Source organism: Alkaliphilus transvaalensis ATCC 700919 (genome assembly GCF_000621485.1).
GTDB lineage: Bacteria > Bacillota > Clostridia > Peptostreptococcales > Natronincolaceae > Alkaliphilus > Alkaliphilus transvaalensis.
Map to the genome: position 1 here is coordinate 301,713 of NZ_JHYF01000006.1, position 12,805 is coordinate 314,517.

Below are 12,805 nucleotides of genomic sequence, written 5' to 3' on the forward strand. Positions count from 1 at the left end.
TAAATATTTTTAAATTAATTGGAGGCGATTGATAATGAGGTTAAAAGGTAAGGTTGCGGTAATCACAGGATCTACTTCTGGGATTGGTAAGGCATCAATTAAAAGATTCGCTGAAGAGGGTGCAAAGGTAGTTGTATGGGGTACTAGAAATGAAGATGTAGACGCTGTTACAAGTGAAATTGCCAGTACAGGAGCTGAAGTTTTAGGAGTTGTAGCTAACGTAGTTAAGCCAGAAGAAGTAAATGCAGCGATAGGAAAAATTATTGATCAATTTGGAAGAATTGATATTTTAGTTAATAATGCAGGTATTACGGCAGATGCCCAATTAGTAAAAATGACTGAAGATCAATTTGATAATGTAATTGCTGTAAACCTTAAGGGTGTTTATAATTGTGGACAGGCTGCTGCAAAAATTATGGCAGAACAAGGTAGTGGAGTAATTATCAATGTTTCATCTGTAGTTGGAATTTACGGAAACTTTGGTCAAACTAATTACGCTGCAACTAAGTTTGGAGTAATTGGAATGACTAAAACTTGGGCTAAAGAGCTTGGTAGAAAAGGTGTTAGAGTAAACGCAGTAGCACCAGGATTTATTGTAACAGAAATGACAGCTAAAATGCCTGAAAAAGTACTTGATATAATGAAGGGTAAATCACCGCTTAACTCCCTTGGTGAGCCTTCAGATATTGCAAATGCCTTCTTATACCTAGCTTCAGATGAGGCTAAGTTTGTAACTGGAACTGTATTATCAGTTGATGGTGGGGCTGTTCTTTAATAGATAAAAGTGTTCAGAAAATAGACACTGTAGTAAAATAATACAGACATTTAAAAATCCTATAGATAAAAGATTAAGACTGTACTAAAATTAGTACAGTCTTTTTTTGATCTTAAGGAAATTAATATATTATTATGATTTGAGTTGATTTAAATTGATAGATAATTAACTAACGAAAATTCAAGAAAAAATAAATGTTAAAGAGGCTATGTATTGGATTGAGTATTGAAAAATCAAATAAATAAAAGAAAGTTACGAAAAATTTTACTTAAAATATTGTTAAAAATATATCTATTTTAAGGAAAATTGGCACGGATATTGCGTTAATGTTTAGATGATAACGAAAATAAGGGGGCTTAATTGTGAAAGGAAAAACAATATCTCAAATTCAGTTGGGAGATCGGGCTTCATTTCAAAAAACCATTACCGAGACAGATGTGTATTTATATGCTGGCATCACAGGCGATCTAAATCCAGCCCATATAAATGAAAGCTATGCAAAGAATACCTTCTTTCAAGGAAGAATTGTCCATGGAATTTTGACATCTGGTCTAATTTCTGCTGTTCTAGGAACACAATTACCAGGGCCGGGAACAATCTACATTTCTCAAGACTTAAAATTCCATGCCCCAGTAAGATTCGCGGATACAATCATCGCAGAAGTTGAAGCAATAGAGATCGTAGTAGAAAAAAATCGAGTAAAGTTCAGTACCGTATGTCGAAATCAAAATGAAGAAGTTGTTTTGTCGGGCATAGCAACTGTAATGCCCCCCAAATAATAAAGTTAAGGAGGTCAAGTGATGAATTTTAATTTATCAAAGGAACATATCATGCTACAAAAATTGTATAAGGAGTTTTCTGATCATGAGGTAAAGCCTCTAGCAGAAGAAATCGATGAAAAGGAAGTTTTTCCGATAGATACTGTAAGGAAATTAAAAGAGTGTGGATTTATGGGTATACCTTTTCCGAAAGCCTACGGGGGAGCTGGAGCTGACCAACTGGCCTATGCAATGGCAGTGGAGGCGTTATCTAAGGTTTGTGCCACCACAGGTGTAATTGTTTCAGCCCATACTTCATTATGTGCTGCTCCGATATTTGAATTTGGTACAGAAGAACAAAAACAAAAATATCTAATACCTTTGGCAAAGGGAGAAAAATTAGGGGCCTTTGGTTTAACAGAGGCAAATGCAGGAACAGATGCATCGGCCCAACAAACAATTGCCATTTTAGAGGGGGACCATTACCTAATTAATGGATCGAAAATATTTATTACTAATGCAGGTTATGCAGATATTTATATTATCATGGCCATGACTGATAAATCTCAAGGCACAAGGGGAATTTCAGCCTTTATTGTTGAGGCTGACACAGAGGGATTTTCCGTTGGTAAAAAAGAAGCCAAGTTAGGGATCAAAGGGTCTGCCACTTGTGAATTAATCTTAGAAAATTGTAGAATTCCAAAAGAAAACCTTTTAGGTAAAGAGGGGAAAGGTTTTAGTATAGCCATGAAGACCTTAGATGGGGGTAGAATTGGAATAGCCGCCCAAGCCTTAGGAATCGCTCAAGGAGCTTTGGATGAAACCGTTGCTTATGTTAAAGAAAGAAAACAGTTTGGCAAACCATTGTCCTATTTTCAAAATACACAATTTCAATTGGCAGATATGGACACCAAGGTGGAAGCTGCAAGACTGTTAGTGTACAAAGCTGCCTTTAATAAAACTATGGGGCTTCCCTACTCTAAGGAAGCTGCTATGGCGAAACTCTTTGCTTCAGAAACAGCAATGGAGGTAACCACAAAAGCAGTACAGCTTCATGGAGGGTATGGCTATACAAGGGAATATCCTGTGGAGAGAATGATGAGGGATGCTAAAATTACAGAGATTTATGAAGGGACGTCTGAGGTTCAAAGGATGGTTATTTCAGCCCAGTTATTAAAATAAAGGAGGACATATAGTATGAATATTATTGTTTGTATAAAACAAGTGCCCGATACAACAGAAGTGAAACTAGACCCTAAGACAGGAACCCTAATTAGAGATGGGGTGCCGAGTATTATCAATCCCGATGATAAAAGTGGATTGGAGGCTGCTTTACGCTTGAAGGATGAACTTGGAGCTCATATAACAGTAATTACAATGGGTCCCCTTCAAGCAGAGAATGCCATAAGAGAAGCTTTTGGGATGGGGGCCGACCGGGGGATTCTTTTAACAGATAGGGCCTTTGCTGGGGCCGATACTTGGGCCACTTCCTGTACACTTGCAGCAGCTATAAAAAAACTTCAATATGACTTAATTATTGCTGGTAGACAGGCCATCGATGGTGACACTGCTCAGGTTGGTCCTCAAATTGCAGAACATTTGCATTTGCCGCAGGTAAGTTATGCTGGAGATTTAAGGGTTGAAGATGGCTCTTTTATTGTTAAAAGAATGTTTGAAGATGGATATCATCTAGTGAAGGTAAAGGGCCCTTGTCTAATAACTACATTAAAAGAGATGAATGAACCCCGTTATATGAGGGTAGGTAAGATTATTGAGGCCTATCAGGAAAAAGAAATAGAAATATGGAATCTAGCTGATATCGAAGTTGATCCTTCAAATATTGGGCTGAAGGGTTCACCCACTAAAGTGAAAAAATCCTTTACAAAAGGGGTTAAGGCAGCGGGTAAGGTATATGAAGTAGAACCTAAAGAGGCAGCGAAGTTGGTTGTTGAAAAGCTTAAGGAAAAATACATTATTTAGTTAGGAGGGATCATATGAATTTTTCAGAATATCGAGGGATTTGGGTTTTTGCAGAACAAAGAAATGGAGAAATACAAAAAGTATCTTTAGAGTTATTGGGGAAAGGTAAAGAGTTAGCGGAGAAATTAGATACAACCTTAACGGCAATTATATTAGGCCACAATGTTAAAACAGAAGCTAAGGAACTGGTTTATTTTGGAGCAGATGAAGTAGTTATAGTTGATGATCAACTACTAGAATTTTATATAACTGAAACCTACACCAAGGTAATGACCAATCTCATTAAGGAAAGAAAACCTGAAATAATCCTAATGGGAGCCACTGCAATAGGAAGAGATTTAGCACCTAGAATTTCTGCAAGGGTACATACGGGCTTAACAGCTGATTGTACAACTTTAGAAATAGAAGAAGAGACAAGAAACCTATTAATGACTAGGCCAGCCTTTGGCGGTAATATTATGGCAACGATCCTATGCCCAGATCATCGTCCCCAGATGTCTACTGTTAGACCAGGGGTTATGATCAAGCTAGACCGAGATGAAGGCCGAAGGGGAAGGGTGATAGAGGTTGATTCGGGGTTAACATCTAAGGATATTAATGTTGAGATTCTTGAAGTAGTAAAAGAACCCCAAGAAAAAAAGAAAATAGAAGAGGCTGAAGTATTAGTTGCTGGAGGAAGGGGCATAGGTAAAAAAGAAAACTTTAATGTATTAGAACTGTTAGCTAAGGAATTAGGAGGACTTGTAGCAGGCTCCCGTGCTGCTGTAGATGCAGGTTGGATTGAACGGGGGCAACAGGTGGGGCAAACAGGAAAGACAGTACGACCTAATCTTTATATAGCCTGCGGAATTTCTGGTGCGATTCAGCACATAACCGGTATGGAAGAGGCGGAATTAATTGTTGCAATTAATAAAAATCCTTCAGCTCCAATCTTTGATTTATCAGATATCGGAATTGTTGGCGAAGTAGAAAAGGTTGTTCCTGCAATACTAGAAGTATTGAAGGAAGAAAGCTTTAAAGGATAACTTTTAAAGAACCAGTGGGCAGCGTCAAGTCCATTGGTTTTTTTAGTATTTTATCCTGATGTTGGCATCTATCTTGCATTATTATGTATGTTATAATGAAACTAGAATAGGTGATAACAAGACGTGCTTAATAACATAAATAATACAAGCAAGGGGCGATAGAATTGTCAATTAAGTCAAATTTACTTCATTCATTTGTACAAATTGCAGATCAGCTTACTGAACTCCATGTAAACGATTTATCAGTAGCCATCTGTGACCAAGAGAAATATGTAAAATATGTACCTGGTAAAAAACTTATCTTTCCTGTAAAGGTAGGAGAAATAGTCAATGAAAATACAGTAATCTATAAAGCCATGAAAACAAAAAAGCGTGTTGTTCAGCAAATGGGGAAAGAACTATTTGGTTTTCCATACATTGCTGTAGCTATTCCAATAATCGATGATGGAAGGGTTGTTGGAGGCGTATGCTTTTTAGAATCTGTAGAACGACAAGACCGTCTTTTCCAGATGTCCGACTCTCTATTTGAAGAAATTAGCCATTTGAATGCTTCAACCCAAGAAATAGCGGCTTCATCAGAGGGTTTATTAGAAATAGGTACAGGATTAAGTGACTTGGCAGATAAAGTTTTAGAACATACTAAAACCAGTGAAGAAATTACTAATATAGTAAAAAAGATCTCTAATCAAACTAATCTCTTAGGATTAAATGCTGCCATTGAAGCGTCAAGAATAGGGGAATTAGGCAAAGGGTTTAATGTAGTAGCAGAAGAAATTAGGAAATTAGCTAGTTCAACAAAGGAATCAATAGAGAGGATAGAGTCCATCGTGGGGGGGCTAAAAATTACAAGTCAACATATGGCTACTGAGGTAGATAGTATCGAGCAGGCTGCTAAGCAGCAATCGACCTCTATTAATCAAATAAGGGAAACCGCTCAGACAATCCATAGTTTAATTGAGGTTCTTAGAAAAGAAGCAGAAGAGCTGAGTAGATAAATCTAGATAATATATTTAAAGTAATTGCAAAAGATATTAGAAACTGTTAAAATGATACGGTAAAATTTAGCTAGTATCTTAAAGAACTAGACTATATTTAAAATTGATTATTTTAATATAAAGCTTTAATTAAATTAAATGTCCGGCATCATAAGAGCTGGAACGGAGGTGCTTAAATATGAATAGTAATAATAAATTGACTCCTAAAAAGATGGCGATAGCAGGGATGTTGGGGGCCTTATCGGTAGTATTAAGTTTGACACCTTTTTTAGGTTATATCCCTATTCTTGGTGTAAATGCCACTACGATGCATATTCCCATTATTATTGCCGCCATCATTGTAGGTCCAAAAGCAGCAATATTTGTAGGCTTTATCTTTGGAGTATCTAGCTTTTTAAGGGCTAATCCTGCTTTCTTTTCAGATCCTTTAGTTTCAATACTTCCTAGGTTAGTCATTGGAATAACTGCCTATTATGGATATAAAATCTCTAAGAGTTCTATTGTGGCAGCAATGGTAGGAACAGCAACTAATACCATTGGAGTATTAACAATGATTTACCTAAGGGGGTACTTACCACTAAGTATTATAAAGGGGATTGCAACTGTAAATGCACCGATAGAAATTATTGTTTCAGTAATTATTGTTTATCCAGTAATGAAAGTTTTATTTAAATATAAAAATATCTATGAATAAGAAGGTGAAGAAATGTTACTAGTTTTTGATGTAGGAAATACCAACATTGTTTTAGGGGTTTATAGAGAAAAAGAACTAGTTGACTTCTGGCGCATTGCAACAGATAAAAATAAAACCTCAGATGAATATGGAATGTTAATTCATCAACTATTTCAGCATGGTGGATTAGATACAAAAGAGGTTAAAGACGTCATTATTTCATCTGTTGTGCCAAATATTATGTACTCGCTAGAACACACAGTAAGAAAATTCTTCGAGATTGAACCAATGGTGGTAGGGCCAGGTATAAAAACAGGAATGAATATTAAGTACGATAACCCAAAGCAAGTAGGAGCAGACCGTATTGTTAATGCTGTTGCAGCTTATGAAAAATATGGAGGTCCACTTATTATCGTTGACTTTGGTACTGCAACAACTTTTTGTGCAATTTCCGAGAATGGAGATTATTTAGGAGGGACCATTTCGCCTGGAATTAAAATCAGTAGTGATGCTTTATTTCAACAGGCTGCTAAGCTTCCCAGGGTAGAACTAATAAAGCCAGGAAAAGTAATCTGCAAAAATACAGTGAATAGCATTCAATCAGGAATCATATATGGATATGTTGGACTGGTGGAATACATTATTAGAAAAATGATGGTTGAAATCAAGTCAAAGAATGTAAAAGTGATAGCAACTGGTGGACTTTCAAGCTTAATAGCCAGTGAAACTGAATATATCCATGTGGTGGACAAGTTTCTTACATTAGAAGGTCTAAATATTATATATGATAGAAATAAGGATGAAAAAAATAAATAGAGATTCCCTTTGTTTACATTAATATAATTAATTACATTAAAAGGACATTATATTTTATTTATAAAAGCCAGCACCTATACGTATTTAGGTATACGTCATTATTGCTGGTTTTTTTTAACACATAGGAAATTATGGGTTTAAAAGCTTACAATTGTTGTAATTACTGAAATGTATTTCAACACAAGTCTACCACTAATTTTTGTAGGAAGGCTTTGTTCTAACGAATAAGAAAGTACTACTTTAAAAGTGTACAAAGGAGGCTTACGTAAATGATCTTTAAGAAGTTATCCTTTAAAGCTTACTAAGGAAGACTTAGTTCTAATACAGGAGATTTTTATTTTGACTTTAATATTAGTTTTAGTTTGCTAAATAGGATTTACTTAAAAAAACAAATTAGGAAATACTATTGATAAAAGGTAATTAGGATTAACAGAGGTGAAAAGATGAAGATTGGTAATGTAGAAATTAATAATAATGTTTTTTTAGCTCCAATGGCGGGAGTAACAGATTTACCTTTTAGATTAATTTGTATGTCGATGGATTGTGGCATGGTATATACAGAAATGGTCAGCGGTAAAGGGTTATACTATGGCGATAAAAAAACAGAGGAACTACTAAAAATAGAAGAAGAGGAAAAGCCTGTTGCAATACAGATCTTTGGTTCTGACCCTGATGTAATGGCAAGAGCAGCCTATCTACTTAATGATAGGGAGAACATTATTTTAGATATCAATATGGGATGTCCAGCTCCTAAAATAATTAAAAATGGAGATGGAAGTGCCTTAATGAAAAATCCTCAATTGGCGGGAGCGGTTATTAAAGCAGTAGTAAGGGAATCTGTTAAGCCAGTTACAGTGAAGATTCGAAAGGGTTGGGATGAGAATCATGTTAATGCTGTAGAAATGGCAAAAATGATAGAGGATAGTGGTGGACAAGCAGTAACTGTCCATGGTAGAACAAGGGAACAGTTTTATTCAGGAAAAGCTGATTGGGACATTATTAGAGAAGTGAAAAAATCAGTTAAGATTCCAGTAATAGGAAATGGCGATGTTTTTTCTGTTGATGATGCCATCGAATTATTAAAGCATACTAATTGTGATGGTGTAATGATCGGGCGAGGCTCCCAAGGGAACCCGTGGTTGTTTAAGCGAATTCATCATTATATTCAAACGGGTGAAGTAATACCAGGGCCAGACCTTAGGGAAAAAATAGATCTAATTAAAAAGCACCTTAAATTAGTTGTTGATATAAAGGGAGAATATATTGCCATAAGAGAAATGAGAAAACATATTGCGTGGTATATGAAGGGATATAAGAATACTGCCCAATTAAGAAATACCATCAATCATATCACTTCTCAGGAAGGAATGGTAAATCTTTTGGAGGAATACTATCAGTCTGCTATTGATCTTTAATAAAGTACCACTATTAATAAAGTTTCACTTTTAATAAAGTATCACTTAAATAAAGTATAACCCTCAGCTATTGGACAATAATACAGGAGTATAAATGGTAATTGTTGAATAGGAGGGGATTTCCTTTGAAGAGAATAGTTAGTATAAGTATTGGAAGCTCCAAGAGAGACCATCAAAGCACGATACAGATAAATGATGAAACTTATATAATAGAAAGAATTGGTACTAATGGAAGTCTATCTAAAGCAACAGAATTAATAAAGTCCTTAGATGGAAAAGTTGATGCCATAGGGATGGGAGGCATAGACCTATACCTTTGGGGCGGTAAAAAACGCTATGTTATTAGAGATGCAAATAAGCTAAAGAACGCTGCTAAGATAACCCCTATTGTAGATGGGTCTGGGTTAAAGAATACTCTAGAAAGAAGAGTAATTGTCTATCTTCAACAAGAGAAAATAATCGACTTTAAAGACAAGAAAGTACTTTTTACTTCAGCTATGGATCGTTTTGGGATGGCAAATTCAATTATAGAATGTGGGGGAGACTTGATTGTTGGAGATTTAATGTTTGGATTAGGGATTAATATGCCCCTACGTTCTTTAGAACAACTTAATCTTTTATCAAAATTTTTAGCTCCAATCATATGCCAACTTCCCTTTAGATGGTTATATCCAACGGGAGAAAAGCAAAATAAAACGAAAAAAAGTAAGCTAGAATACTATTATGAAAAAGTAGACATCATTGCAGGAGATTTCCACTATATAAAGCGATATATGCCTCAAACTTTAGATAATAAAATCATCATAACTAATACATTAACAAAAGATGATCTAATAGACCTAAAAGAAGGTGGAGCTTCATTAGTTGTGACAACAACACCAGAACTCCAGGGGCGTTCCTTTGGTACAAATGTGATGGAAGCCTTATTGGTTGCAATTATAAATAACAGTGGAAAAGTAGCTAATCCAACACTTTATACCAAAATAATAGATGAATTAAAATTAGCACCTAGAATAATCCCTCTACAAAAAGAAGGACCTGTAAAAAATATGGTTAATGAACATTAATCTATTACTGTAAAAAACCTTCAAAATCTTGAAGAAACAAAGGTAGGTAATGGCTTTTAAAACTTGACAATTAGTACCTACTAGCATATAATATCTACAACATAATTTGGGAAACACCACTATTTATACTAGTATTTTTTTATTGAACACAATGAATTTAGGATAATATTGGATGGCAAATCGACGAATAATTTTCTTTGTAGGACATATATTATCTAAAATCCTACATATATTAATCTATCGAAATTTATTAGGATAAATAGTCAATAAAAAAGGGTAAAGGAGAGGGGTACAATGGAAAGAGATGTTGTATTAACCGTCAATGGCTTAAAGAAAATCGAGGATGAACTTGAACAATTAAAAACCGTTAGAAGAAAGGAAGTTGCTGAGAGAATTAAACAAGCAATTGCCTTCGGAGATATAAGCGAAAACTCTGAATATGATGAGGCTAAAAACGAGCAAGCACAGGTAGAAGAGAGAATCCTTAAACTTGAGAGCATGCTTAAAAAGGCTAGAGTTATAGATGAAGATGAAATAAGTCTAGACGTAGTAAGTGTTGGAGCAACTACAGTAGTAAAAGACCTTGAATTTGACGAAGTAGTTGAATATACAATAGTTGGTTCTGCCGAGGCTGATCCATATGAATTAAAAATTTCCAACGAATCACCAGTAGGTAGAACTCTGTTAGGTAAAAAGGTTGGAGATATAGTAGAAGTACAAATTCCAGATGGTATTACAAAGTATGAAATATTAGAAATTAAAAGGTAAGTTGGAGGTTAGGCAAATGAATAATGGAGAACAGAGTTTGAACGAACTCCTTCAGATACGAAGAGATAAGTTAAAGAATCTTCAAGAGATGGGAAAAGACCCTTTTAAAATTGAAAAGGTTGTAGTTACCCATTATAGCCAAGGAATTAAAGACCGGTTTGAAGAGCTAGAGGGGCAACCAGTCGTTATTGCTGGTAGAATTATGACTAAGCGAGGACATGGAAAAGCTAGTTTTATCAATATGCAAGATAAAGATGGTCAGATACAGGCCTATGTAAGAGAAGATCGAATTGGCGCTGAAGATTACGAATTATTTACTACTTATGATATTGGGGATATTATTGAGATTAATGGTGATGTTTTTAAAACTAATAAGGGTGAGATTTCGGTTAAAGCCTCAACTGTACGTCTTTTAACTAAATCACTACAAATCCTTCCAGAAAAATGGCATGGATTAAAGGATCAAGACCTAAGATATAGACAAAGGTATGTTGATTTAATTGTTAACCCGGAAGTAAAGAAAACTTTTGAAATACGCTCTAAAGCAACGAAAGCCATTAGAGAGTACTTAGATAATAGGGGATATTTAGAAGTTGAAACTCCCATTTTAGGTACAATTGCAGGAGGGGCCAGTGCTAGACCATTCATTACGCATCACAATACATTAGATATAGACATGTATTTAAGAATTGCCAATGAGCTGTATCTTAAGCGTCTGATTGTAGGCGGCTTCGACAAAGTTTATGAAATGGGTAGAATGTTTAGGAATGAGGGTATGTCAATTAAACATAATCCTGAATATACTGCAATTGAGTTGTATGAGGCCTATGCTGATTATAAAGATATGATGGAGATTACAGAGAATATTGTAGCCTATGCAGCCGAAAAGGCTTTAGGAACTACTAAGATTACTTACCAAGATAAAGAGATAGACTTAACACCTCCTTGGAAAAGAATTTCTATGACAGATGCATGTAAAGAATATGCTAATGTCGATTTTAGTGGAATTAATTCAGATGAAGAAGCAATTCAGCTGGCTAAGAAATTGGGGCTTGAAGTAAAGCCAGGAATGAAAAAGGGACATGTAATTAATGAAGTGTTTGAAGCCTTCGTAGAAAAACATCTAATTCAACCAACCTTCATTACCCATCACCCCGTAGAAGTATCACCTTTGGCGAAACGAAATCCAGATAATCCTGAGATTACAAATCGTTTTGAAGCTTTCGTAAACACTTGGGAAATAGCTAATGCTTTCTCAGAATTAAATGATCCAATCGATCAAAGAGAAAGATTTATGGAGCAATTAGTTCAAAGAGAAGCTGGAGACGATGAAGCCCACATGCTAGATGAAGATTTCTTAAATGCTTTAGAAATAGGACTGCCGCCAACTGGTGGGTTAGGAATAGGGATAGATCGACTAATGATGTTGATTACAAACTCTGCTTCAATTAGAGATGTGCTATTATTTCCGACAATGAAGCCAGTAGAATAATAGCAGATGATTTATCAGTGTTATTTCCAGTAAGTATTGATTTATATTATCGTTCTTATAATAGATTAGTAGCTACTAACTTAACTACTAGTTTAATCAAATCAAAATAAAAATAAAATAGGAAGTACTGTGGGGAAGAGCGTATAGTAAGGCGAAGAAACAACCACAGTACTTCAATTTTTATAACCAATAGGAAAGTTCTACTTTAATTATTTTAACATAAGAGAACTTTACGTAATGAGTTTCGACATAAACAGATAACCAATTTAATTGTATTAAATTGTGTAAGTCGCTGAGTTTTTTCACCTAAAGTTATTCTTTAAATCTCCCGAATGAGGACTTTGTTCTTATTTGTAAAAAATCATATCACAGTATATATAGTAAGTATTTAACAGTAATATAGTAAGTACTTATATGGAATATATTGCAATTGATTTTACCTTTGACATATCTATTTGGATATGGTATAGTATTACTTGTCGTCACAACAGGATAAAAAATACTGAAAGTGATTGACAGTTGATATAAGTTGTGATACAGTATTCAAGCTGTGTTTTCTTCGATTGAAACGTATAAATTTCTTGAAAAAATATTTCAGAAAATATCAAAGAAAAGTGTTGACAATCGATCAAATAAATGATAAGATATTTAAGTCGCTTGTGAGGGCGACTAGGGGTTAGACCCCAAAAGATTTAGGTCTTTGAAAACTGAACAGTATAGATTTAAGCCAGCATATAATTTATCCATTTAGAAAAATGGAACCCAGAAATTTTTTATTAAGAGTTTGATCCTGGCTCAGGATGAACGCTGGCGGCGTGCCTAACACATGCAAGTCGAGCGGAGTTTATTAAAGGAAGTCTTCGGATGGAATTTAATAAACTTAGCGGCGGACGGGTGAGTAACGCGTGGGCAACCTGCCCTGTACAGAGGGACAACAACGGGAAACCGTTGCTAATACCTCATAAAACCCTAAAGGGGCATCCCTTATGGGTCAAAGAATTTCGGTACAGGATGGGCCCGCGTCTGATTAGCTAGTTGGTG

The 12,805-nt window shown here is 35.2% G+C and carries 11 protein-coding genes, 1 rRNA gene and 1 pseudogene; all 13 read left to right on the top strand.

Features of this window, described 5'->3' with window-relative positions:
- The first annotated feature begins 34 nt into the window (after nt 1–34).
- The gene (gene fabG, locus T335_RS0107515; RefSeq protein WP_026476996.1) at nt 35–775 is read left to right on the top strand and encodes a 3-oxoacyl-[acyl-carrier-protein] reductase; all 741 of its coding nucleotides are present in this window, start codon (nt 35–37) and stop codon (nt 773–775) included.
- A 362-nt stretch (nt 776–1,137) separates the two neighbouring features.
- Entirely contained in the window at nt 1,138–1,554 is a 417-nt protein-coding gene (locus T335_RS0107520) for a MaoC family dehydratase (protein ID WP_026476997.1), read from the top strand.
- A gap of 21 nt (nt 1,555–1,575) precedes the next feature.
- Complete coding sequence (locus tag T335_RS0107525; RefSeq protein ID WP_026476998.1) at nt 1,576–2,715, top strand: acyl-CoA dehydrogenase; 1,140 nt, start codon at nt 1,576–1,578, stop codon at nt 2,713–2,715.
- A gap of 15 nt (nt 2,716–2,730) precedes the next feature.
- Nucleotides 2,731–3,513, top strand: coding sequence for an electron transfer flavoprotein subunit beta/FixA family protein (locus tag T335_RS0107530; protein ID WP_026476999.1), 783 nt, complete (start codon nt 2,731–2,733; stop codon nt 3,511–3,513).
- Nucleotides 3,514–3,527: 14 nt separating this feature from the next.
- Nucleotides 3,528–4,538, top strand: coding sequence for an electron transfer flavoprotein subunit alpha/FixB family protein (locus tag T335_RS0107535; RefSeq protein ID WP_026477000.1), 1,011 nt, complete (start codon nt 3,528–3,530; stop codon nt 4,536–4,538).
- 677 nt (nt 4,539–5,215) lie between these two features.
- A pseudogene (locus T335_RS22985) lies at nt 5,216–5,533 on the top strand (methyl-accepting chemotaxis protein); the annotation flags it as partial.
- A 178-nt stretch (nt 5,534–5,711) separates the two neighbouring features.
- A complete protein-coding gene (locus T335_RS0107545; RefSeq protein ID WP_026477001.1) occupies nt 5,712–6,227 on the top strand; it encodes an ECF transporter S component in 516 nt (171 codons plus the stop codon).
- Between the two features lie 12 nt (nt 6,228–6,239).
- Nucleotides 6,240–7,022, top strand: coding sequence for a type III pantothenate kinase (locus T335_RS0107550; protein ID WP_026477002.1), 783 nt, complete (start codon nt 6,240–6,242; stop codon nt 7,020–7,022).
- A gap of 443 nt (nt 7,023–7,465) precedes the next feature.
- Nucleotides 7,466–8,437, top strand: a complete 972-nt coding sequence (gene dusB / locus T335_RS0107555) for a tRNA dihydrouridine synthase DusB (RefSeq protein ID WP_026477003.1) — start codon at nt 7,466–7,468, stop codon at nt 8,435–8,437.
- A 125-nt stretch (nt 8,438–8,562) separates the two neighbouring features.
- Nucleotides 8,563–9,504: a hypothetical protein gene (locus tag T335_RS0107560; RefSeq protein ID WP_026477004.1), complete on the top strand. Its 942-nt coding sequence runs from the start codon at nt 8,563–8,565 to the stop codon at nt 9,502–9,504.
- 294 nt (nt 9,505–9,798) lie between these two features.
- A complete protein-coding gene (gene greA / locus T335_RS0107565) occupies nt 9,799–10,272 on the top strand; it encodes a transcription elongation factor GreA (protein WP_026477005.1) in 474 nt (157 codons plus the stop codon).
- Between the two features lie 16 nt (nt 10,273–10,288).
- Nucleotides 10,289–11,764 (top strand): lysine--tRNA ligase, encoded by a 1,476-nt coding sequence (gene lysS / locus T335_RS0107570; RefSeq protein ID WP_026477006.1) that lies wholly within the window; start codon nt 10,289–10,291, stop codon nt 11,762–11,764.
- A gap of 772 nt (nt 11,765–12,536) precedes the next feature.
- Nucleotides 12,537–12,805: ribosomal RNA gene (locus tag T335_RS0107575) — 16S ribosomal RNA — on the top strand; the annotation flags it as partial.